This window comes from Tenacibaculum jejuense, from assembly GCF_900198195.1.
Taxonomy (GTDB): domain Bacteria; phylum Bacteroidota; class Bacteroidia; order Flavobacteriales; family Flavobacteriaceae; genus Polaribacter; species Polaribacter jejuensis.
Genome location: NZ_LT899436.1, coordinates 492,732 through 515,434, shown reverse-complemented (window position 1 = coordinate 515,434; position 22,703 = coordinate 492,732). Strand labels below are relative to the sequence as shown.

General features: G+C 30.1%; 22 protein-coding genes and 1 tRNA gene. 14 read left to right on the top strand and 9 right to left on the bottom strand.

Translation table 11 applies throughout. The features are described 5' to 3' along the window. Positions 1–115: 115 nt before the first annotated feature. From AQ1685_RS02510 to AQ1685_RS02500, 3 genes are all read right to left on the bottom strand, one after another. Positions 116–592, bottom strand: coding sequence for an ABC transporter ATPase (locus AQ1685_RS02510; protein ID WP_095069157.1), 477 nt, complete (start codon positions 590–592; stop codon positions 116–118). 76 nt (positions 593–668) lie between these two features. Beyond that, complete coding sequence (locus AQ1685_RS02505; RefSeq protein ID WP_095074983.1) at positions 669–1,262, bottom strand: thioredoxin family protein; 594 nt, start codon at positions 1,260–1,262, stop codon at positions 669–671. Between the two features lie 47 nt (positions 1,263–1,309). Further along, on the bottom strand, positions 1,310–2,278 hold the full coding sequence (locus AQ1685_RS02500) for an NAD-dependent epimerase/dehydratase family protein (protein ID WP_095069156.1): 969 nt from the start codon (positions 2,276–2,278) through the stop codon (positions 1,310–1,312). A 182-nt stretch (positions 2,279–2,460) separates the two neighbouring features. Here AQ1685_RS02500 and AQ1685_RS02495 point away from each other — a divergent pair, with 182 nt between their 5' ends. The 3 genes from AQ1685_RS02495 to AQ1685_RS02485 all read left to right on the top strand — a co-directional run bounded on the left by AQ1685_RS02495 (position 2,461) and on the right by AQ1685_RS02485 (position 6,244). After that, entirely contained in the window at positions 2,461–2,997 is a 537-nt protein-coding gene (locus AQ1685_RS02495) for a hypothetical protein (protein ID WP_095069155.1), read from the top strand. 145 nt (positions 2,998–3,142) lie between these two features. Continuing rightward, entirely contained in the window at positions 3,143–5,707 is a 2,565-nt protein-coding gene (locus tag AQ1685_RS02490) for a T9SS type A sorting domain-containing protein (protein WP_095069154.1), read from the top strand. A 327-nt stretch (positions 5,708–6,034) separates the two neighbouring features. Then, entirely contained in the window at positions 6,035–6,244 is a 210-nt protein-coding gene (locus tag AQ1685_RS02485; RefSeq protein WP_095069153.1) for a hypothetical protein, read from the top strand. Between the two features lie 36 nt (positions 6,245–6,280). Here AQ1685_RS02485 and AQ1685_RS02480 read toward each other — a convergent pair whose 3' ends face one another. The 5 genes from AQ1685_RS02480 to AQ1685_RS02460 all read right to left on the bottom strand — a co-directional run bounded on the left by AQ1685_RS02480 (position 6,281) and on the right by AQ1685_RS02460 (position 13,470). Further along, positions 6,281–6,754, bottom strand: coding sequence for a regulatory protein RecX (locus AQ1685_RS02480; protein WP_095069152.1), 474 nt, complete (start codon positions 6,752–6,754; stop codon positions 6,281–6,283). Between the two features lie 71 nt (positions 6,755–6,825). Beyond that, positions 6,826–10,338, bottom strand: coding sequence for an efflux RND transporter permease subunit (locus AQ1685_RS02475; protein WP_095069151.1), 3,513 nt, complete (start codon positions 10,336–10,338; stop codon positions 6,826–6,828). A gap of 11 nt (positions 10,339–10,349) precedes the next feature. Then, complete coding sequence (locus tag AQ1685_RS02470) at positions 10,350–11,522, bottom strand: efflux RND transporter periplasmic adaptor subunit (protein WP_095069150.1); 1,173 nt, start codon at positions 11,520–11,522, stop codon at positions 10,350–10,352. Between the two features lie 8 nt (positions 11,523–11,530). Further along, positions 11,531–12,856 (bottom strand): TolC family protein, encoded by a 1,326-nt coding sequence (locus AQ1685_RS02465; protein ID WP_095069149.1) that lies wholly within the window; start codon positions 12,854–12,856, stop codon positions 11,531–11,533. A 5-nt stretch (positions 12,857–12,861) separates the two neighbouring features. After that, complete coding sequence (locus AQ1685_RS02460) at positions 12,862–13,470, bottom strand: TetR/AcrR family transcriptional regulator (protein ID WP_095069148.1); 609 nt, start codon at positions 13,468–13,470, stop codon at positions 12,862–12,864. A gap of 125 nt (positions 13,471–13,595) precedes the next feature. On the opposite strand from AQ1685_RS02460, the gene AQ1685_RS02455 reads away from it, so the two are divergent. The 5 genes from AQ1685_RS02455 to AQ1685_RS02440 all read left to right on the top strand — a co-directional run bounded on the left by AQ1685_RS02455 (position 13,596) and on the right by AQ1685_RS02440 (position 16,403). Beyond that, positions 13,596–14,567 (top strand): polyprenyl synthetase family protein, encoded by a 972-nt coding sequence (locus AQ1685_RS02455; RefSeq protein ID WP_157730057.1) that lies wholly within the window; start codon positions 13,596–13,598, stop codon positions 14,565–14,567. A 51-nt stretch (positions 14,568–14,618) separates the two neighbouring features. Then, positions 14,619–14,692, top strand: a tRNA-Ile gene (locus tag AQ1685_RS02450). A 301-nt stretch (positions 14,693–14,993) separates the two neighbouring features. Then, positions 14,994–15,122, top strand: a complete 129-nt coding sequence (locus AQ1685_RS20575; RefSeq protein WP_262509591.1) for a hypothetical protein — start codon at positions 14,994–14,996, stop codon at positions 15,120–15,122. A 4-nt stretch (positions 15,123–15,126) separates the two neighbouring features. Then, complete coding sequence (locus tag AQ1685_RS02445) at positions 15,127–16,026, top strand: HNH endonuclease (protein WP_095069147.1); 900 nt, start codon at positions 15,127–15,129, stop codon at positions 16,024–16,026. Then, entirely contained in the window at positions 16,023–16,403 is a 381-nt protein-coding gene (locus AQ1685_RS02440) for a (deoxy)nucleoside triphosphate pyrophosphohydrolase (RefSeq protein WP_095069146.1), read from the top strand. The genes AQ1685_RS02445 and AQ1685_RS02440 overlap by 4 nt, the downstream gene beginning before the upstream one ends. A 172-nt stretch (positions 16,404–16,575) precedes the next feature. Here AQ1685_RS02440 and AQ1685_RS02435 read toward each other — a convergent pair whose 3' ends face one another. Further along, a complete protein-coding gene (locus AQ1685_RS02435; protein WP_095069145.1) occupies positions 16,576–17,325 on the bottom strand; it encodes a LuxR C-terminal-related transcriptional regulator in 750 nt (249 codons plus the stop codon). Positions 17,326–17,576: 251 nt separating this feature from the next. Between AQ1685_RS02435 and AQ1685_RS02430 the strand changes: the two genes are divergently transcribed. The 6 genes from AQ1685_RS02430 to AQ1685_RS02405 all read left to right on the top strand — a co-directional run bounded on the left by AQ1685_RS02430 (position 17,577) and on the right by AQ1685_RS02405 (position 22,690). Beyond that, entirely contained in the window at positions 17,577–19,196 is a 1,620-nt protein-coding gene (locus tag AQ1685_RS02430; protein WP_162288545.1) for a vitamin K epoxide reductase family protein, read from the top strand. Positions 19,197–19,488: 292 nt separating this feature from the next. Then, on the top strand, positions 19,489–21,675 hold the full coding sequence (locus tag AQ1685_RS02425; protein ID WP_095069143.1) for a peptidase domain-containing ABC transporter: 2,187 nt from the start codon (positions 19,489–19,491) through the stop codon (positions 21,673–21,675). A gap of 83 nt (positions 21,676–21,758) precedes the next feature. Then, on the top strand, positions 21,759–21,980 hold the full coding sequence (locus AQ1685_RS02420; RefSeq protein ID WP_095069142.1) for a hypothetical protein: 222 nt from the start codon (positions 21,759–21,761) through the stop codon (positions 21,978–21,980). A gap of 22 nt (positions 21,981–22,002) precedes the next feature. Then, positions 22,003–22,230: a hypothetical protein gene (locus tag AQ1685_RS02415; RefSeq protein WP_095069141.1), complete on the top strand. Its 228-nt coding sequence runs from the start codon at positions 22,003–22,005 to the stop codon at positions 22,228–22,230. 18 nt (positions 22,231–22,248) lie between these two features. Next, on the top strand, positions 22,249–22,461 hold the full coding sequence (locus AQ1685_RS02410; protein WP_095069140.1) for a hypothetical protein: 213 nt from the start codon (positions 22,249–22,251) through the stop codon (positions 22,459–22,461). A 10-nt stretch (positions 22,462–22,471) separates the two neighbouring features. After that, positions 22,472–22,690, top strand: a complete 219-nt coding sequence (locus AQ1685_RS02405) for a hypothetical protein (protein ID WP_095069139.1) — start codon at positions 22,472–22,474, stop codon at positions 22,688–22,690. Positions 22,691–22,703 lie beyond the last annotated feature (13 nt).

Sequence of the window (22,703 nt, the reverse complement as noted above, 5' to 3'; positions counted from 1 at the left end):
ATGACACAACAAGAAACACTTCTGTTTTTTCTATATCTCCTATAAAAACAGCAGTTTACAAAATTTAACTTTTAATGTGAAAATGAGTTATTTTTTACAACTAAATCAGTTCTGATTATAAAAATCTATTATACCAACTTTCAGTAATTGGCACTTCCCAAAAGTTTTCAAAATCGTACTTGGTTTGAACCAAATTATCAAAAACTACAGTTTTGCTATTAACCGATTTGTTTTTGAGTAGTTTTTTAAATTCTTTTACTTCTTTATACTGGACAAATTCTCCTTGTTTGAAACTTACATTCATCTTATCAAGTAACTCTATCTGATATTCTTCTTGCAATTTTAGTATAAAACTAACTTGTTGATCTAAATCCTGATTATTAACAACCACATCTTCTTCAGAAGAAAACACTATAAACCTGTCATACTTTACACAGTATGATAGTTTTGCTTCAGTCGCATTTAACCAATCATTTAAAAAACTTTCAATTTTTTCTTTTAGAGGTTCTATTTCTTGAGCGTAAAATTTTCTACTTGATGGATAAATCCAAACTTTTGCTTCTTCAGATAAGGTTTCAAACGGTACAATCATAAGTTGCAAATATAAATAAAGCCTCATGAGTAACATCATGAGGCTTAAAATATAAACTACTTAATTATTTAAATCTTTAATTTTCTAGTAAAGACAAAATATCTTCTTGTACGTTTGTTCCTTTGTTTTTGTTATACCAAACCTGTAAGTCTTTTTTCACATCTGCATCTACAACACCATGTGCTTCTTTGTAATCTGCTATCATTTTTGTCGCTACAGATGGTCTTGGCCCCCAAGTAAATAACACCTCTTTATCTTTGTTTACAGCAACTAACTTAGGAATAGATCTTCCTCCATTTGTAAGAAAGTTATCCATTAAATCTAAGTTTTCATCTCTTAAAACCAATTGAAGATCGATATTAGGATTTTCTTCTGCCATTTTATTTAACACAGGAATATTATGTGCAGCATCTCCACACCAACCTTCTGTTAAAACGATCCAAGTTTGAGGCTCTTCAACATTCTTGATTCTTGTTAAAGTATCTTCTGTTAACTTTGATGTTTTATCCAAACGTTTCATACGTCTGTCGTTAAGAAAGCTATAATTATATAATGCTTCTGATTGATTTTCTCCTGTTGATTTATTTTCTTCCAATAAATCTGACACTAAAGTTCTGTACTCTGAATATGTTAATGCGCTTTCAAGGCTCTTTTCTATAACTTCTTTCATGTTTTTAACCATTTTACAATGATTATGACGTTGGTAATTTGATAAACTTACAAAGCCGTTAAAAGTTCGTTGTTTTTGGTTCCAATATTACTTAACATATCTTTTGTCATCAACTCTAAATCAAAAGAATGATTCCAGCTCCAATCTTCTCTTGCTGCACTATCATCTATAATTTGTGGCCAACTGTCAGCAATTTCTTGTCTGAAATCTGGCTTGTATGAAATTTCAAACTCTGGTATATGTTTTTGAATTTCTTCAGCAACTTCTTTAGGAGTAAAACTCATTGCTGCTAAGTTATAAGAAGTTCTTGTTTTAATATTTTCTGTAGGAGCTTGCATAATTTGAATTGTAGCATTAATTGCATCCTCCATGTACATCATAGGAAGCTTTGTTTCTTCTTCTAAAAAACATTCGTATTTACCTTCCTCTTTTGCTTTAAAATAGATGTCAACAGCATAATCTGTTGTTCCTCCACCTGGTTTTGTTTTCCAACTAATAATTCCTGGGTATCGTAAACTTCTTACATCTACACCAAATTTATTGTGGTAATAGTTACACCAATGCTCACCTGAAACCTTACTAATTCCGTAAACCGTTGATGGTTCCATTACTGTTTGCTGTGGCGTATCTATTTTAGGCGAAGTACTTCCAAAAACTGCTATAGAACTAGGCCAGTATACTTTTTGAATATGCTTTTCTTTCGCTATTTCTAATACATGTAAAAGTGATTGCATGTTTAAATCCCAAGCTTTTAAAGGAATTTTCTCTGCAGTTGCAGATAGCATAGCCGCCATTAAATACACTTGTGTTACTTTGTACTTTTTAACTACTTCTAATATTCTTTCCTTATCCATTGCATTAATGATTTCAAATGGACCTGAATTTAGAAAATCAGCATCTCCTTCTCTAATATCTGAAGCTACTACATGTTCACTTCCATAAATCTCTCGTAGTCTTTGAGTAAGTTCTGTACCTATTTGACCACATGCGCCTAGAATTAAAATAGTATCACTCATTTACAAAAATCTATTTTTAATACTCCACAAAGTTAATGAATTTAAATATTCGTAATATTTAATTATTATTTTTTAACTATCAATAATTTTGAATTTTTAAGAATCTGGTAATTAAGCTTTAAGTTTAGTTTTAGAAAAAACGAATTTAAAAAATGTATTTTTGACTAAAATTTACATGAGTAATGCTTAAGTATTCTAGTCTTTTTATTCTTTTAAGTTGTGTATTCTTTTTCAGTTGTAATGAAAAGAAAAAAAATACTGTCGAAAAAATAGCTACTTCTGATATGAGTACTGTTGTTAAGCACAAAAAAGTAACCAATCTTTCTGAATTAGCTAAAACTAAAATCCAAGATTGGACTGAATACAATGAACTTGATGAATTTTTAGGTAGATTTTCTTCTGTGTCTCCTAATCAAGCCTTACAAATGACTAATGAATTAAAAGGATTAGTCAAAAGCTTGAATGATAGTTTAAAAATTGAAACCCTTAAAACTAACGCCTTAAAAGCTAGAACTAATGTTTTAGAAAACGAAATTTTACGTTTGAATGACATGACTTTAATTCCCTCGATTAAAGCAAAAGAAGTAAATGACCAAATTGACAAAATTCTTCTTGTTTTTAGCAGCTATAATGCAAAAGTGAATACCATTTACAGTAAAAAAGAATTTGACGAAGAAATTAATTTAGATGATTTTTTTGACTTAGATAAAAAAAAATAATTTTAAAAACACTTTATTGTTTTTTTGAACAAAAACCTTTTAAAAGACCTATTTTTTTGAATATAAAACAATTACTAATGTTAAAAATTATTCTCGAACAAAAAACGTTTTTTATTTTTACAAAACAATTTATAATATTTTTTATATGAAAAAAGTTTACTTTTTAGTATTACTTAGTTTTTCTGTTGTTTGCTATTCTCAAACACTAAGTAATGCTCCATGGAATAACAATGCCTTAAAAAATAAAAGCGAAAAAGAAACTTTAGAAAATATTTCTCTTAGAGCTGAAAATTATTTCAAAACAATAGATAAATTTAAAAAAGGTAGCGGATATAAACCTTTTAAACGTTGGGAATATCATTGGTCTTATTATTTAAAACCGGATGGTACAATATCTAGTTCTCAAGATTTATGGAATGCATGGGAAGAAAAAAAAGTATTAAGTAGGTCCTCTGTTAGCAATAGAACCAATACAAGTAATTGGACTCCCCTTGGACCTTTTGATAATACTAATACATATAACGCAACGCCTCAAAAACGAACAGGACAAGGAAGAATAAATACAATAGCTGTTGATCCTAATAATCCTAACACATATTATATTGGTGCCCCAGCAGGTGGAATATGGAAATCTACAGACGCTGGTACTAGTTGGATACCTTTAACTGATAATTTACCACAAATTGGAGTCTCAGGGATAGCTATTAACCCTAGTAATTCAAACGTTATATATATTGCTACTGGTGATGATGACGCAGATGATTCTTTTGCTGTGGGAGTATGGAAATCTATTGATGGTGGTGCAACATGGAATAAAACTGGTGATATTGCTGGTGATCCTAGTTCTATGAATGAAATCTATATACACCCAACTAATAATGAAACTATTTTAGTTGCTACCAGTGTGGGAGTTATAAAAAGTACTGACGGAGGAAATACATGGTCTGTAAAATTAATTCAAAATATAGTTGATTTAAAAATGAAACCAGGAGATCCTACAACATGGTACGCCGTAAGTAATAGTAAGTTTTTTAAATCAACTGATTCAGGAGAAAATTTTTCTGAAATTGATATCCCTTCCTTAACTAATTCAGGTAGAATTACGTTAGATGTAACTCCAGCAGACCCTAACTACGTCTATTTTGTTAGTGCTGCAAGAAATAGCACTTTTAATGGAGTATATAAATCTACAGACAGTGGAAACACATTTAGTAAAACAGCAGAAACATCAAATATTTTTGGAGATAGTCTACAAGCATTTTTTGACTTAGCAATAACTGTATCTGATACTGATAAAGATACTGTATTTGTTGGGGTATTGGATATATGGAAATCTAATAACGGAGGAGATAGCTTTACGAAAATAAACGACTGGAGATTTCCTGATATGCCAACTTACACACATGCTGACATCCATTTTTTAAGATTTTTTGATGGTGATTTCTTTGCTGGTACAGATGGTGGAATTTATTTATCAACTGATAATGGTGATTCTTTTACAGATTTAACTAATACTATTGCGATTAGCCAATTTTATAAACTTTCTATATCTCAACAAACATCAGACATCATCGCTGGTGGATTGCAAGACAATGGAGGATTTGGATATGATGGTACTAACTGGAGAAATTATCATGGTGGTGACGGTATGGAAGGTATTGTTGATGTAAACAATTCTAATGTTTTTTATGGATTCACACAGTTTGGAGGACGTTTGACTGTAAGCCAAGATCAAGGTGAAACTAGAGAAATTTTTATAAACATGAATCCTAGGCGCGATGATTTTTTATTCGCTCCAAATGATGAAACTGGCTCTGGAGATAGTGGTGGAGAATGGGTGACTCCGCTAGTAATGAATACAGATGGAGAATTATTCGCTGGATATAGAAGTCTTTACAGATTTGATAATACTTCTTGGACAAAAGTTTCCAATTCTTCTGGTAATGCTTTTAGAGATGATATAGATTTATTAGAAATAGACCCAAACAACAATGATATCATATATGCTGCAGAGGGTAGAACATTATATAGAAGTAATAATAGGGGAGGATCTTTTATTGATATATTTACGTTTCCAGAAAATATAAATTCAATAGAAATAAACAATGGAGATTCTAAAATTGGATGGGTCGTGACAAACAGCTCAGTATTCAAAGCTGATAATTTATCTCTTTTTATACCTGTTTTCACAAATATAACTGGAAATCTTCCTTCGGAAAACAAAACTGTATTAAAACATCATGATGAAAGTGGTAATAATACTGTTTATTTAGGTACTAATTTAGGAGTTTATTTTATTAATGACGATTTATCTGAATGGCAAACCTTTGATAATAATTTACCTAACGTACAAGTTACCGACCTAGATATCAGCGAAAAAGATTCTAAACTTTATGCAGCAACATACGGTAGAGGTATTTTTGTAACTAATATCCCTAAACAAGGCGTTTTATCAATTAGTGAAAACGTTTTACTAAATAGTATATCGATATTCCCTAATCCGTCTACAAGTTTATTCAATTTAAGTAGAAATACAACAGAGGAACTAGATTTAAAAATATTTGATTTATCTGGTAAAGAAGTATTTAGTAAAAAGAAAATAATAGACACAAATTATATTATTGATTTAACAAATTATACTAAAGGTATTTATATTTTAAATATTACCTCAGAAGGTAAATCTGCTTCTAAAAAATTAATTTTGAATTAAATTATTTTACACATAAAATCTATATAAGGGGACTTTATTGGTCCCCTTTTTCATTTCTTAATAAGACAAGAATCATCTACGCACTACATTTCTAGTAGTAATTCTAGAACTATTAACCTTTCTTTATACTTCTACATAGTTTTAAGCTTCGAAACGAAACTAATTAAAAAGGAAAACATCCTTTAGTTACAAAAAAATTAAGGTCTCTAACGAATATATATCTTTCCTCATCATATTTAGTTTAGTCTATTCAATTGTTGAGCTTTTTCATATTTTAGAATATCAGTTAATAACATTTAAAATAATCATCCTTTTAAATCTTAAATTATGAAAAAATCAGTTTTAAACTTAGGAAAAACATTGAGTAAAAACGAGCAAAAAGAAATTAATGGTAAAGGAAAACGCTATTATTACCCTGCTTGTAAATGTGATCAATTTGGAAACAAAATAAATCAGCCTTGTGATGGTGGGTGTGAACATACTGTACCGCCTCTAAAAGATATTTGTGAGGTTTTTCCTGATATTTGTGATTTTTAGAAAAGATTTTATACTCTCTACTTTACGTGGAGAGTATTATTTTAAAAGTTCATTTAAAACTTCGTTTATTAAGTTGATTTCATATCCTCGGTAATTCAAATAATCAAAAACTTTTTTTCTTTTCTTAAAAGAATTAGATTCATTAGTAGACGAAATTTTTCTTTCAGCTAAACTATTTAATTTCGAAAAATACTCTTCTTCATCTATCTCTGAAAGTGCTTGTTTAATATTATAGACTGAAATATCTCTTAGTTTTAATTCTCTAGTAATACGAACCTTTCCCCAATTTTTAATTCTAAATTTCCCTCTAGCAAAACTTCTTGAAAAACGCTCTTCATTTAAAAAATCATGTTCTAAAAGATGTAATAAAATAAGCTCTCTTGCTTCTGGTATTAAATGAAAACCCCTTAATTTATCTTCTACCTCTTTATGACATCGATCTTGATACACACAAAATCTTTCAAGCTTTCTTTTTACCTCATCTACCGTTACCACACTCTGTTTATTCATACTTCAAAAAAACAAAAAGAGTTAGCAATACACAACTACTAACCCTTTTTTTAAGTAAAACAAATTATTAATTAATTTCCTATTTCTGCTATTTCATCAAATGATTCTTCTGTAACTGTATTTCTATTTTTGATCCACATTTTAAACTTTGTGATTAAATAGAATAAAATTGGAACAACAATTAATGTTAAGAATGTAGCTACAATTAAACCATAGATTACAGTCCATGCTAATGGCCCCCAGAAAATTACGTTATCTCCTCCAACATAAATATGCGGATCTAATTCTGATACTAAAGTGTAGAAATTTATATTTAAACCTGTAGCTAAAGGAATAAGACCTAAAATTGTTGTAATTGCCGTTAATAATACCGGACGTAATCTTGCCTTTCCTCCTTTAATAATACTTTCTTTTAAATCTTCTACAGAAACAAACTCATCATCATCTAAGCCTAAATCAACTTTTCTTCTATCTATCAATAGCTGTGTATAATCGAGTAGTACAACACCGTTATTTACCACAATTCCGGCGAGTGAAATAATCCCCATCATTGTCATCATAATAACAAATGATGAACCAGAAATTACAATTCCTCCGAACACTCCTATTAAACTTAAGAATATAGCAAGCATAATAATTGCTGGTTTTGACACAGAATTGAACTGATAAATTAAGATTAAGAAAATTAAACCTAAACCAGAGAAGAATGCTCCCATTAAGAAAGCCATTTGTTTGTTTTGCTCTTCAATTTGCCCTGTATAATCTACTTTGATTTGAGCCGGTAATTCAGTAAAGGTTTTCATTTCATTTTGAATCTTAGACACAATTGCTCCTGCATCTGTAAAACCTGGTGCTAATGCTGAGTATACTGTTACTACTCTTTTTCCTTGTTTATGTTTTATTGCACTAAATCCTGAAGTATTTTTTTGTGTTGCTAAAGCGGAAACTGGAATAGATTTCACTTGTCCGTTTGAAGGATCTCTAAAAGTAATATTCTGATTAAAAATAGCACTTGTATTGTATCTGTTCTCTTCATTAAATCTTACATAAATATCATAATCTTCACCATCTTCTTTATAAACACCAGCTTTAGCTCCGAAGATAGAATTACGTAATTGTGTTCCCACTTGAGCTGCACTAACACCTAATTCTCCAGCTTTCTTTCTATCAACATCAACTAACATAGTTGGCTTAGATTTATTTACATCAATCTTAAGCTCTGCAATTCCAGGAATAGATTTCGTATTGATAAAATCACGCATTTTTTCAGCTACATTAATCAGTTCAGCATAATCTTTACCTTCTAATTCAATATTAATCGGATAACCAGCAGGTGGACCAACTGGGTCTTTCTCAACAGAAATTGATAATCCTGGATACACTCCTTGTAATTCGTCGGTAATTGCTTTTTTAAGGACTTTACTATCTGCACCTTTTCTATACTTATACTCGCGCATAGAAGCTACAACTTTCCCTCTGTGTGGCATTTCTGCTGTTGAACCTCCATCTGTTTGTGGATTTCCTGATCCTGCACCAACTTGAGTAATAGAACTCTCAACTAAAAAGTTATATTCTCCATCTAAATATTCAGAAGAATTAATCACATTAGTTACTCGTTGTTCAATATCCTTCATTATTGCATTTGTTTTTTCAATATCCGTTCCTTGCGGATACTCAACATATACAATAACTTGATTTGGCGTATTATCTGGAAAGAATTCTACTTTTGTTCTTTTTTTCTGAACAGAATTTACGAAACCTCCTATAGAAACAAATAACATTAATAACGTAATTATCGAAATTACTTGTGGTTTCCAACCTTTTAACACACCACTAATCATTCTTTCATAAAAACGCTCCCATCTTGGTAAAACACGAGATTGAAATCTGTTAGCAGCAGGACGCATAATGAACCTGTATACCCAGAAATTTGCAGCAGCAAAAATCAATAATGTTCCCAATGGTCTAATAGCTCCACCAAATATTACAAAAAGCAATCCTAAAACTCCTAAGATTATTGTTAAACGTATAATCTTGTTTAATGGCATATTTTTATCTTCTGTACTCATAAATTGAGATACCAGTACTGAATTAAAGAATACCGCTACAAATAAAGACGAACCTAATACTACGGATAATGTGATTGGGAAATAAATCATGAATTGTCCCATTACCCCTGGCCACATCCCTAAAGGAATAAATGCTGCAACTGTTGTTGCTGTAGAAATAATAATTGGGAAAGCAATTTCACCAATACCTTTTCGAGCTGCTTCTAATCTCGACATCCCTTCTTCATCCATCAAACGGTACACATTTTCAACAACTACAATTCCGTTATCTACTAACATTCCTAATCCCATAATTAACCCGAAAAGAATCATGGTATTCATGGTGTATCCCATTATGTTTAAGATCATTAACGACATAAACATTGACATTGGAATTGCAAATCCTACGAATAATGCATTTTTCAACCCTAAGAAGAACATCAGTACAGTTACTACTAAAATAACTCCAAAAATGATATTATTTACTAAATCATCTACCTGACCAACTGTTTTAGAAGATTGATCGTTTGCTAAAGTTACTTTAAGTGTTTCTGGTAATACTTTAGTTTCTTGAGCTACTTTTACAATTTCTCTAATTTTATCAGTTGCCTCAACCATATTTTCTCCAGAACGCTTTTTAACATCAAGCATTACTACAGATTCTGCATTCTCACGAGCATACGTTGTTTTGTCTTTGTCTTTAAAAGAAACTGTTGCAATATCTTTTAAATAAATTGCACTACCTCTTTCAGATTTTACTACGAAATTATCTAACTCTGAAGGTTGTTCTATTTCTCCAAGAACACGAATCGTTCTTCTTTGACCACTAGAAATAATATTACCAGCAGAAATTGTAGCATTTCCATTTCCAATAGATTGAAGCACATCGTTGAAACTAACTTGAGCAGCCATCATTTTATAGATATCTACAGCAACTTCAACTTCTTTCTCTTCAGCTCCACGAATATCTGCCTTTTTAATTTCCTTTAAATCTTCTATTTCATCTTGAAGATATTCTGCATATTCTTTTAATTGTTCTACAGTAAAATCTCCAGAAATATTAATATTTAAAATCGGCGTTTCTTCAGCAATATTTAATTCGAAAACGTTAGGTTCAACTTTTGCTCCGTTAAACGTTGGCCAGTCTTCACCTGAAACCTCTTCATCAATTTCATCTTTAACTTTTTGCTTCGCTTCTTCAACGGTAATTTGTTCGTTAAATTCGATGGTAATCATCGAAACATTCTCTTGAGAAGTAGAGTTGATTTTAGTAACATTACTTACTGTTTTTAGCTTCTCTTCTAAAGGATCGGTAATTAATTTCTCTATGTCTTCTGCTGTATTTCCTGGAAAAACAGAGCTTACATAAATTTTGGTTTCTTTAATCTCTGGGAAATTCTCTCTTGGCATATTAATGAATGCCGAGATACCTGAGAACAATATAATTACCATTAATACATAAATAGTAGTTTTATTGTTTATTGCCCAAGAAGATAAACCAAACTCTTTATCTACTTTTTTTTGTTGTTCTGTCATCAGAATATTTTTTATTTTTTGGCTAGTTGTAATATTTTAACTTCCTGACTATCCTTCACACTTCTTGCTCCATCATTAATAATCTTCATACCGCTTTTAATTCCATCAATTACCTCAATAACATCTCCTTGAGTTTTACCTGTTTTGATGATAACTTGTTGCGCTGTAGATTTTCCGTCTTTAGTATTTACTACGTAAACGTACTGCTCTCCTTTTGAGTTTTCTGAAATAATACTCTGAGGAATTAAGATTGCGTTTGGATTGGTATAATCGTTAATTTTAAGTTTTGCTGTTAAGTTTGGCTTGATACTTCTATCTTTATTTGACACACCAATTTCAACTTTAAAAGTTCTGTTTGCTGGATTGATAAAATTCCCTGCTTGACGAACTTCTGAGTCTAACTTTTTCCCTAAAATTGGAAACTCAACTTCTACAGCTTTTCCTTTTTTTACTGAACTGATATAGGTTTCTGGAACATCTGTTTCTATATACATGTTTCCTAAGTTTACAATTCTAAAAACTTCTGCTCCAGGACCAGGAGCTACAACAGTCCCTTGTTCTTTAATTACATCATCTACAATTCCAGCAAAAGGTGCTCTTATGGTATACTTTGCAATATTCTTACGTAAATTAGTTACTGCATTAGTTTGTGCTTCAAAATTTGTTTTTGCTTGTAAAAATTGAATTTCTGAACCAATTTTTTGCTCCCATAAACGTTTTTGACGCTCATAAGTAGTTTTGGCTAAAGCTGCGTTTGCTTCTAACTGTGCTAATTGATTAGACATACCAGCATCATCTATTCTTGCTAGTGATTGTCCTTTAGCTACTTTTTGTCCTTCTTTTACAAAAACACTAACTAATTGCCCTGGTACTTCTGGGTATACTAATACATTTTTCTTTGTTTGAACATTACCTTGTAATTCTAAATAATGAATAAACTCAGATGAATTAGCATTGATCGTAGTGATTAATGGTATTTTCTTGTTCTTATCAAGTTTAGAAATTTCAGTATCTAATAATTTAATTTGACTTAATATCTCTTGACTCTTTGTACTTAACTCATCTTTCTTTGCTCTAATTTGCCCTAAATCTCCAGAAGCAATTACAGCGTCTACTGATTGTCCTTTTTTTCCGCATGAAGCTAAAAGAACTGTAGCTATAGTGAATATGAATATCTTTCTCATTGAGTTGGTTATTTTATAGGTATATTTAATGCTGTTTCTAATTGTGCTTTTTTAGCAATTACGCTTAACATTGATTGTACGTAATTTGATTGCTGTGTGTAAAGTTGATTTTGCGCTTGAGATAAATCGAAACTTGTTGAAAGTCCTTCGAAAAATTTCACTTGTTGTTTCTTCTCGATACGCTCAGCTAATAGTAAGTTTTTCTTAGCTGTTTCGTAGTTTTCGATACTTAATTGATATTCACTCTTTGCTGTTTGTGCTTGTAAATTCAATTTTTGTTTTATCTCTTCTAATCGTATGTCTGAATTTTCAAGCTCTAATTTTGCTTGTTTAATTCTTGATCTAGCTCTAAATGAACCAAAAATTGGAACATTTAAACTTACTCCTAAAAGAGAAGTTGATCTCCATTGTTGCGAACTATTAAAGAAAGAAAATGAGTTAGAATTAGCAATTGCATTGTAATTCACAAAAGCCGCTAATGTTGGTAATTGTCTGTTTCTCTCTAACTTTAATAATAATCTATTTGCTTCTCTGTCGTTACTAGCAATTCTGTAATCAATATGACTATCTAAACTAAACGCTTTGCCTAACAAACCTAGGTCTGTATTTTGAATTGCTAAATTTTCTAAAGTATCACTTAACTCTAATTGCTTATCGATAGAATTTCCTAAAGCGATATTTAACATCTTATACGCAATATCTTTAAGACGTTGTGTATTTCTGATGTTATTTTCTAAAGTTCCTAAGGTAATTTGAAGTTGCTCTACATTTTCTTCCTCTGTTAACCCGTTATCGAAAATCTTTTGCGTTTCGTTTAAGTTTTTAGTTAAAACTCTTTTATTACTTTCTAAAATCTCCAAACTTTTTTCAGCAACTAATACATTTCCATAAGCGTTAATTACTGCTTCTTTAGTTGCCAACTCCGTTTTTTCTTTAGCTTGCTCAGAAATCTTCAAGTATGTTTTAGCAGATTGCAATCCTACTAAATACGTTCCATCGAAAATTAATTGTGTTAATGTTACACCAGCTGTTACCGAATGTTTTGCTCCAAAATCTGGAAAACCATCTTGGTTAAAATCTACTGGATCGAAAAGTTGTTTCAAGTTATTTTGATAATCAACTTTACCATCAATTTGAGGTAATCCAATGGTTGTAGTCTCCCATTTTTTCTGTTTAGCAGCTTCAATATCTTTTAAAGCTACTTTGTTATCGTAGTTATTTTTTATCGCGTAATCTATGGCTTCATCCATGGATAATCGCAACACCTTTTCTTGAGCATTGGTTATTATACTCATAAAAAATAAAACAAATACACTTGTTATGTATTTCTTCATTAGTTTCAATTTTGATTAATTATTTTTAGTTGTTTTTCTAGCTCTTTCAATCCTTTTTCTGTAGCTATAGCTCTTATATGATACTCTAAAACATGGTATTCTATTCTCAATAATTCTTGTATATCTCGACTATACATGTCAGAATCATATACACCAAAAACTAATGTGAAATAAAAATTTGTAATTAGTTTAAGCTCTAAATTTTCTCTGTATAATCCTTGTTCTATACCTTTAGTTAAATTATCTGTGTTACAATCTCTAAACATACACACCTCTTTGTCTATTAACTTGTTATAGATTTCTGGGTAGTACTTTTTCAATTGATACATTGGCGAATCTTTGGCATTTTTGAACATTTCATTAAAAACTGCTTTAATTTTAAACTCTTCTTCTATTGCATTGTATTCTTTGCTTTTTATAGAAGTAATATTAGACTCAATCGTTTCTTGAATTGCTTCCGTAGACGCGTCAACTAAAGAAGCTTTATTCGAAAAATGTTTGTAAAGTGTTTTCTTTGAGATACCAAGCGCCTTTGCCATGTCGTCCATAGTTACGCTTTTAAACCCAAGGTTTAAGAATAACTCTCCTGCTTTTTTTATTATTTTATCTCTCATAATACGAAGCAAAGATAAACAAGGAAACTTTAGAAACAAAAAAAGTTTCCTAAGTTTTAATGATTTTTTAACATTAGCCTTACACAGTTCTTTTAATTGGCTTATTTTTGTGAAAAACTTTACTATTGGAATTATCTAAGTATCAGCAATCATTTTTAAGTTATTTACAAGATCAAGACTTCAACAGAGAACCTAAGAATTTATACGAGCCTGTTGATTATATCTTACAATTAGGAGGGAAACGGTTAAGACCAATTCTAACTTTAATAGCCTGCGATATTATTTCTGGGAGTTTCGAAAAAGCTTTACCAGCAGCAATGGCTGTAGAAACTTTTCACAATTTCACATTAGTTCATGATGATATTATGGATGAGGCTCCTTTGAGAAGAGGAAAAGAAACTGTTCATCATAAATGGGATATTAATACAGGAATTCTTTCTGGTGACGCTATGCTAATTTTAGCATATCAATATTTTGAAAACTACGAACCTATTATTTTTCAAAAACTTGCTAAATTATTTAGTAAAACAGCTATTGAAGTTTGTGACGGACAACAGTTAGATGTTGATTTTGAGACTCGTAATGATGTAACTATCGATGAATATATTAACATGATTACTTTGAAAACTTCTGTTTTAGTAGGTGCAGCTCTTAAAATGGGAGCTATTGTTGCCCAATCTTCGGATGAACAGGCGGAAGAACTGTATAATTTTGGGGTAAATCTTGGTATTGCTTTTCAATTACAAGATGATTATTTAGACACCTTTGGAAATCCTGAAACTTTTGGAAAACAAATTGGTGGTGATATTATTGAAAATAAAAAAACATACCTATATCTAAAATGTTTAGAAGTAGCGAATACGGAAGATGCTGAAAAGTTAAAATTTTTCTTCAATCAGAAATTAGAAGATAATTCTGTGAAAGTTTCTGAAGTAACTAGAATATTTGAACAAAATGATATTCCGAATCTTATTCAAGGCTTAATTAAAGAATACACAAAAAAATCTTTCGAAAATTTAAATCGACTAAACATCTCAGAATCAGCGAGAGAAAATCTAATTAATTTTGGAAAAAATTTAATGGTAAGAAAAGTGTAAAAAAGACTTTTAAATTTCAAAAAAGTTTTTATTTTTGCAATCCATTTTACTGGTCCTATAGCTCAGTTGGTTAGAGCACCTGACTCATAATCAGGGGGTCCATGGTTCGAGCCCATGTGGGACCACCTTTAAAGCTTCACTTTTTGTGAAGCTTTTTTGTTTTTAAAAACTCACTAACAATAAGTTACAACCCTTTATATCTACTAGTGTCAGAAGCATTTTTATGTATCGTAAGACTCCTGATATAGAGTAAGGTGACCTACATTAACAATACATTGATAATCAATAAAACCTTTCTGAAAAAAGTGCTTTTTCAACCATTTTTTTTCAAAAACACTACTTTTTTACGACTTTTTTTAACGATTTAAATTCATCTCAAATTTAAATTTTAGTTTTTCTATATTTACAGAAACACTCCTATATATAATGAAACTGACAATAACATTTAAGCAACAAAACCCAGAATTCGATAAAGAGTACGCAAAGCAATACCGAAACGGAAAAGAAAGTTACGGGAATTGGAAAAATTTATGGGCTGAAGTACTTGAAATCTAAAAGCATGAAATATTATTGGGTAAATCAAGGTAAAACCTATAAAGAAGAAAAAGAAGGTAAATATTTATGGGCACCTGTAAAAAATAATAAAGAACAAACGTTTTTCCATTGGAACAATATGACTAAATTAAAACCAAACGATATTGTCTTTAATTATCGAAAGGGCTTTATTATTGGTTATTGTCAAATTAAATCTCATTATTTTCTGGCTTCTCAACCAGAAGAATTCAATGTAGATGCTGAATGGGAAAATGAAGGTTACATGGTAGATGCAGACTATGTCTTGTTTTCATCTCCATTAAATGTTAAAAATATTTATAAAAAAATTAAAGACCATTTACCAGAAAAATATTCTCCATTAAACTCAAAAACAGAAGCTAATCAGGGTTATTTATATGAAATAAACGAAAAGATAGCCTTTCTGCTTTTCAATTTTGGTAAGATCAAATATAAAGTTGTAGAAAAAGAATTCGGCAATCTATCCGAAGAAGAAACACTTGACTATCAACTACAAGAAACCTCAAGAATAAATCTTACTACTTCTAGAATTGGACAAGGAAAGTTTAGACAAAAAATATTAAAAAAATGGAATTATAAATGTGCAGTAAGTAAAGTATCTGTGAAAGAAATTTTAATTGCATCACATATTATTCCTTGGAGAGAAGCTAATAATTTCGAAAGACTTGATGTAAATAACGGAATATTATTATCTCCTGTTTATGATGCGTTATTTGATAAGCATCTCATATCCTTTAAAGATGATGGTACAATTGTGATATCAAAACATTTAAAAGAATCTGAATATTCAAAATTAGGAATTACAGGAAATGAAAAAATACTTGAACTTACCCCTGGAAACAGAAAGTATTTAAAATCTCATAGAAACAAATTATACAAAATATGATTAAAGTAGTCTGTGGTATAATTTACAAAAAAGATAAAATACTACTATGCAGAAAAAAAAAGGATAAAAATTTAGGAGGTCTTTGGGAGTTTCCAGGTGGTAAGATCGAATTAAATGAAATTCCTGAAAAAGCTTTGACTCGAGAGTTAATAGAAGAACTTGGTATGCATGTGAAAATATTAAATCATTTTAGCACTACAATTCATAATTATGAAACATTTTCAGTAAAACTATTATCATATAAATGTGACTTTATTAAAGCCAGTTTTGAATTAACTGACCATGATAAATATGAATGGTTGAACTTATCAGAATTATCTAATAAAAAAATAGTTCCTGCTGATATTAAAATAATTAACAAATTAAAACAGGGTTAAAACCTTACTACTTTTTTACTACTTAAAAAAACACACTCAAAATAAAAAACTAGAAAACAACAAGTTACAATAAAAACGTTAATTACTCATAATCAGGGGGTCCATGGTTCGATCCCATGTGGGACCACCTTTAAAGCTTCACTTTTCGTGAAGCTTTTTGTTTTTTAAATAATCAATTAACCTTCTTTATCAACTCAGACACCTTACTCACATCCATTTTCTTGTATATATTTTTAATATGAGTATGAATCGTATGCAAAGACACCGATAAATTATCTGCAATTTCTTTACGAGATAAACCATCTACTAAAAAGTTAACAATCACATTTTCTGATTTGGTTAGCTGTTCTACAGCATAATTGATTCTTTCTTCAAATAATGTTTTTTGAGATTGCTCTTCATTTAAACGAACAATACCTTTTACCCCCGATAAAACTTGACTAGATTCATAACAAAGACCAGTAGAAAGAATTGGTATTTCATTTTTATCAAACTTTGTGTAAGAACTAAACTCAACCATTTGAATAATTTTTCCTGAAACTTTATGTCGCATTTTATAATAAATCTCAAAAACTATTTTACTCCGCTGTTCAGAGCTTAGCTGCTTAGAGAAATCATTCATCTTAGGAAAAAGATCTGCCGTTAATAAGTTAAAATCTTCTTCTACCATTATTAAAGGTAAAATACGCATTCCTTTTTCGTAAAAATCTTTTGAAGTATAACCTGTAAAACTTAAACAGGCATCATTGACATACTCATAATTCATTGTATTTAAATTCAATACATAAAAAATAGAATTTGCATTGATGCCTATATTTCCTATAATTTTAAATTGTGCTAAAAAAGATTCAAGTTCGTCAGAATTGATTGTAGTAGCATTATGTAATTCCTCTATATGATTTTTTAAAGTTCTTTTCCCCATTTATCTCCTTAAGTAACTACAAAATCTAAAATGTAAAACAATTATGCAACTGATATTGTTATTTTTTTGAAATTCAGTAATATTTTAACAAATACTATAGATAATAACTTCAAAACTCAACGTATGATTGAAAGAAAAAAATGTTAAAATTTCTAACAAAAAATAGCTATTTTAAAAAATAGTGTAACTTTAGAGTCATCAATCAATAAATTTAAAATAAACATTTCCTCACAGAAATGTTATTGCCTCCTATGAAAAATGCATTATCACTGATAGTACAAAAGTTACTATCTTACAATGGAATTGTATATGACAAGAAAGAATTAGCTTTTCAAATTCAAAGTCATCCTTCTTATCCTAGTTTGCACGCAATCACTGGTGTATTAGATCATTTTAATATTGAAAATATTGCTGCTGAAGTTCCTACAGATAAACAAACTTTAGAACAATTACCTGATAGTTTTATTGCTCAAATAAATACAGATACAGGAAATGACTTAGTTACTGTTAAAAGAGATCCTAAAAATAATTCTTATTCAACAGTTAGCGGTGATGATAACAAAGAAAAGAAATTAACTGAAGGGGAGTTTTTAACTCAATTTACCGGAATTATTGTTGCTGTTGAAAAAACTGATGCTATTACGACGACAAAAGAAAATAGCAATTCAAAAAATATAATTTTACTCGGACTTATTGCAATTGCAATTATATTCCTATTTATTAATAAAGAGTCTTCAATTTTCAATGTTGGTTATAGTATTTTATCAATCTTAGGTGTTATAACAAGTTACAGTATCTTAAAACAAGAATTAGGGGAAAGTACAGCAATTGGTAATGCCTTTTGCTCTGGCACTGATGAAAAGAAAGATTGTGATGCTGTATTAAACTCGAAAGGTGCAGAAATCATCAAAAATCATAAATTAAGTGATTTAAGTATTATTTATTTTTCTAGCATTTTACTTGCTTCATTATTACTTAACAATTTAAGTCCACTATACTTTATAAGTTTGGCAGCTTTACCCATAACTATTTACTCAATATATTACCAATATAAAATTGTAAAATCTTGGTGTTTGTTATGCTTAACAATAGTAGGAGTTTTATGGTTACAAGGTGCTTTAGTTTTTGCGAATGGGAATCCAATTGATCTAATAGCTAGCATTAACTTAGCTACAATAGCTATTACTGTAATTTCATTTCTAGGAACTTATTTGGTTTGGAACTTTGTAAAACCAATGGCTAAAGAGTTAGGACAACTTCAAAAAGAGAAAATTGGATTTGTAAAGTTTAAAAGGAACTTTAATCTTTTCAACAGTTTATTAGTAAAGTCACCTAGCTTAGATACACGAATCAATAATGCAAATGAAATTGTTTTTGGTAACAAAAATGCCTCATTAGAAATTATAACTGTGACCAATCCATTTTGTGGACATTGTAAAGGTGTTCATGAAATTGTAGATGAAATTCTGAAAAAATATAATGATTCTGCAAAAATTATTATCCGCTTTAATGTTCCTGCAGATGATGCTGAAAGCGCAGGCGCTAAAGTTACAACTACTTTACTAGAGTTATACAATACAGGAAAAATTGAAGACTGTAAGACTGGTCTTGATGAAATTTACAGTGGTGCAGATTATAAAAAATGGTTAGAAAAATGGAACAAAGACTCACATACAACAAATCCTATAGAAACTTTAAAAGCTGAAAAGGAATGGTGTGTTGAGAATGGAATAAATTTCACTCCAGAAATTTTAATTAATGGTAAATCTTTTCCTAAAGAATACGAAAGAGGTGATTTAGTCTTTTTTGTAGAAGATTTAGAAGAACATTACCAAACTACAACGGGGCTTCAAGTAGAGAATCAAAATTAGGCAAAGTCGCAAAAAGCGACTTTACCTTTCGAACAATACTCTCTCGCGAAGAATAGACACACTAGGTGAGTGTCTTAAAATGTTCGCCGCAAATGTAATCTTATAAATTTAAATTATTGCTAAAAAAGTAACAAATAAGTAAAAAACACAATTATTTAAATTCATTATATGTGTTTTTAAACCTTAAAAAACAACCAATAATCTTAAATTTTTTAAAATTGCAATATGTATTATCGTTAAAAATTCTATCTGGATTTTAAATGATTTTTTAACTAAATGAATCAGAACATACTTGAAAAAATTTCCACATTATAAACAAACCGAGGCCAAAGATTGCGGACCTACATGTATAAAGATTATTGCCAAACATTATGGTAAAACAATTAATACGCAACAGCTTCGTGAATTAAGTGAAACTACACGAGAAGGTAGTAGTCTCTTAGGTTTAAGTGAAGCTGTAGAATCTATGGGATTCAAATCTCTTGGGATAAAATTGGCTTTTGAAAAATTAAAAGAAGCTCCTTTACCATGTATAATTCACTGGAATAAGAATCATTATGTAGTTCTTTATAAGATCAAAAAAGACAAAGTTTATATTTCCGATCCTGCACATGGTTTAATCACTTTTACAAAAAAAGAATTTATTAAGCATTGGATTGGTAATAATGCAGATGAAAATACAGAAGATGGAATTGCCTTGTTAGTTGAACCCACAGCTGCTTTTTATTCACAAGAGTTTGAAGAAGATGAAAAATTTGGCTTCTCATTTATATTTAGATACTTAATAAGGTATAGAAAGTTTGTTATACAATTAATTATAGGATTGTTAGCAGGAAGTTTACTTCAATTGATATTACCATTTTTAACACAGAGTGTAGTTGATGTTGGTATAGAAAATCAAGATTTAAATTTTGTGTATTTAATCCTTTTTGCACAACTTTTTTTATTCTTTGGAAAAGCTTCTCTGGAAATTATTCGAAGTTGGATTTTATTACACTTAAGTACCAGAATTAATATTTCATTAATATCTGATTTCTTTATCAAACTAATGAAATTACCCATCTCATATTTTGATGTGAGAATGACTGGTGATTTACTTCAAAGGATTAATGATCATAAAAGGATTGAACGAATTTTAACTACTTCTTCATTATCTGTTTTATTTTCATTTATCAACTTAATCATATTTAGTTTTGTATTAGGTTTTTATAGCATACAAATTTTTGGAGTTTTTGTTCTTGGTAGTGTTTTATATTTTGCTTGGGTTCTCTTCTTTTTCAAGAAAAGAAAAGAATTAGACTATAAAAGATTCTCTGAAGTTAGTCAAGAACAAAGTAAAGTAATTGAGTTAATCAATGGAATGCAAGAAATTAAGCTCCATAATGCTGAAAGAAGAATGCGATGGAATTGGGAATATGTACAAGCACGTTTATTTAAAGTAGCCACTAAAAGTTTAGCTCTAGAACAAACACAGAGTGTTGGATCTAATTTCATTAACGAGCTTAAAAATATGCTGATTACAATTCTATCAGCAAAATTAGTAATTGATGGTAATATTACTTTGGGTATGATGATGGCCATAAGTTATATTGTTGGACAATTAAACGGACCAATTGTTCAACTTATCAACTTTATGAGAGATGTTCAAGACGCTCAAATATCACTAGATCGTTTAGGAGAAATCCACAACATGGAAGACGAAGAAAAACCAGGCGATGAAAAAGTAACCAATATTCCAGTAAATAATCCTATTCAACTTAAAAATGTTTCTTTTAGGTATACAGGAGGACTTGAACCTGTTATTAAAGATTTAACTTTAGAAATACCTGCAAATAAAACTACTGCCATTGTTGGTGTAAGTGGTAGTGGTAAAACTACATTAATGAAATTATTGTTAGGATTTTATCAAGTTGAAAATGGAGAAATCTCTGTTGGAAATTTCAATTTAAAAAATATTTCTCAAAAAGAATGGAGAAGAAATTGTGGTGTGGTAATGCAGGAAGGCTATGTTTTTAATGATAGTATAGCTAAGAATATTGCTGTTGGTGAAGATTTTGTAGATAAAGACAAATTAAGTCACGCTATAAATGTTGCTAACATCTCAGATTATATAGAAGCATTGCCTTTAGGTTATAATACTAAAATTGGTAGTGAAGGAAATGGATTAAGTACTGGGCAAAAGCAAAGATTATTAATAGCTAGGTCTGTTTATAAAGATCCTAAATTTTTATTTTTTGATGAAGCAACATCTGCTCTTGATGCTAATAATGAAAAAGTAATCATGGAAAACTTAAATAACTTTTTTGCTGATAAAACTGCTGTAGTTATTGCTCACCGTTTAAGTACGGTGAAAAACGCACATCAAATTGTTGTGTTAGATAAAGGTAAAATAGTTGAAAAAGGAAATCATGAAGAATTAATAAAATTAAAAGGAAGCTACTTTCACTTGGTTAAAAACCAACTTGATTTAGGTAGTTAGAATATTTTTTTCGCGAAGGATAGACATAAACCTTGAATGTCTCTAAATGATCAAGGGTTTAATCATTTTTAACCATTTATATTATGAAAAAATCAATTTTAAACCTTGGAAAAGCTTTAGAAAAAGCTGAACAAAAAAACATCAACGGAGGAAGAGTTTTTACAGGACCTTGTTTTGAGTGGTGTGCTTGCCCTCACTTACAAGAATTATTCTGGAAACCATTATACTGTTCATGTAATACAGGTAGTGGAGGTTCAGGTAACCCAGGCGGAGGAAATCCAGGTGGAGGAAACGATCCTGTATAGATCTTAAATTAGGTGAAATAACATGAAAAAGTCGATTGTAAACGTAGGTAAAGTTCTAAATAAAACAGAACAAAAAAACATTACCGGAGGACTCACTGTATTACCTGCTTGTAATTGTAATTACAGCACAGGAAAATGGAGTCATCCTATTTGTGGTTCAGGAGATTGTAGGGCACAAGAAATTGAAAACCCTCCTCTACCTGTAGACCCATTACAATGTCTTTTATTTCCTGCGACGCCTGGATGTTAATTTTAAAAATCTAAAAAGATGAAAAAATCAATTTTAAATATAGGAAAGGCTTTAAATAGAGCTGAACAAAGAAATGTTAAAGGTGGAGATTTTTATTTTACACCAGAAACAAATCCAGCTTGTATTATAGCGATATCGTTTGATGGTACTGCATGTTTATGTAAATATTGGATACCTGATGGAAATGGTAAATGTAAATTAGATTTAAGTCAAATAAATAGTGATCAATAAAATAAGTATCATGAAAAAATCAATCTTAAACTTAGGAAAAGCTTTAAATAAAGCAGATCAAAAGAACATCAATGGAGGATTTGGTAGTTGTAGTGATTACTCTGGTCCTTTTTGTTATGCTGATAGTATTCCTGGTTGCGCTTCATGTGATGAATACAACGCATTACCAAGAAAATACAAAGGTTGTGCTTTAACTCATGCTGAATGTGAAATTCCAGTATACCTATAACTTTCTAAAATTC

What these genes read in the sequence shown, in the direction of transcription:
- AQ1685_RS02510 (WP_095069157.1), bottom strand. Translation starts at nt 592, where the DNA reads ATGATTGTACCGTTTGAAACCTTATCTGAAGAAGCAAAAGTTTGGATT.
- AQ1685_RS02505 (WP_095074983.1), bottom strand. Translation starts at nt 1,262, where the DNA reads ATGAAAGAAGTTATAGAAAAGAGCCTTGAAAGCGCATTAACATATTCA.
- AQ1685_RS02500 (WP_095069156.1), bottom strand. Translation starts at nt 2,278, where the DNA reads ATGAGTGATACTATTTTAATTCTAGGCGCATGTGGTCAAATAGGTACA.
- AQ1685_RS02495 (WP_095069155.1), top strand. Translation starts at nt 2,461, where the DNA reads ATGCTTAAGTATTCTAGTCTTTTTATTCTTTTAAGTTGTGTATTCTTT.
- AQ1685_RS02490 (WP_095069154.1), top strand. Translation starts at nt 3,143, where the DNA reads ATGAAAAAAGTTTACTTTTTAGTATTACTTAGTTTTTCTGTTGTTTGC.
- AQ1685_RS02485 (WP_095069153.1), top strand. Translation starts at nt 6,035, where the DNA reads ATGAAAAAATCAGTTTTAAACTTAGGAAAAACATTGAGTAAAAACGAG.
- AQ1685_RS02480 (WP_095069152.1), bottom strand. Translation starts at nt 6,754, where the DNA reads ATGAATAAACAGAGTGTGGTAACGGTAGATGAGGTAAAAAGAAAGCTT.
- AQ1685_RS02475 (WP_095069151.1), bottom strand. Translation starts at nt 10,338, where the DNA reads ATGACAGAACAACAAAAAAAAGTAGATAAAGAGTTTGGTTTATCTTCT.
- AQ1685_RS02470 (WP_095069150.1), bottom strand. Translation starts at nt 11,522, where the DNA reads ATGAGAAAGATATTCATATTCACTATAGCTACAGTTCTTTTAGCTTCA.
- AQ1685_RS02465 (WP_095069149.1), bottom strand. Translation starts at nt 12,856, where the DNA reads ATGAAGAAATACATAACAAGTGTATTTGTTTTATTTTTTATGAGTATA.
- AQ1685_RS02460 (WP_095069148.1), bottom strand. Translation starts at nt 13,470, where the DNA reads ATGAGAGATAAAATAATAAAAAAAGCAGGAGAGTTATTCTTAAACCTT.
- AQ1685_RS20575 (WP_262509591.1), top strand. Translation starts at nt 14,994, where the DNA reads ATGAAACTGACAATAACATTTAAGCAACAAAACCCAGAATTCGATAAA.
- AQ1685_RS02445 (WP_095069147.1), top strand. Translation starts at nt 15,127, where the DNA reads ATGAAATATTATTGGGTAAATCAAGGTAAAACCTATAAAGAAGAAAAA.
- AQ1685_RS02440 (WP_095069146.1), top strand. Translation starts at nt 16,023, where the DNA reads ATGATTAAAGTAGTCTGTGGTATAATTTACAAAAAAGATAAAATACTA.
- AQ1685_RS02435 (WP_095069145.1), bottom strand. Translation starts at nt 17,325, where the DNA reads ATGGGGAAAAGAACTTTAAAAAATCATATAGAGGAATTACATAATGCT.
- AQ1685_RS02430 (WP_162288545.1), top strand. Translation starts at nt 17,577, where the DNA reads ATGAAAAATGCATTATCACTGATAGTACAAAAGTTACTATCTTACAAT.
- AQ1685_RS02420 (WP_095069142.1), top strand. Translation starts at nt 21,759, where the DNA reads ATGAAAAAATCAATTTTAAACCTTGGAAAAGCTTTAGAAAAAGCTGAA.
- AQ1685_RS02415 (WP_095069141.1), top strand. Translation starts at nt 22,003, where the DNA reads ATGAAAAAGTCGATTGTAAACGTAGGTAAAGTTCTAAATAAAACAGAA.
- AQ1685_RS02410 (WP_095069140.1), top strand. Translation starts at nt 22,249, where the DNA reads ATGAAAAAATCAATTTTAAATATAGGAAAGGCTTTAAATAGAGCTGAA.
- AQ1685_RS02405 (WP_095069139.1), top strand. Translation starts at nt 22,472, where the DNA reads ATGAAAAAATCAATCTTAAACTTAGGAAAAGCTTTAAATAAAGCAGAT.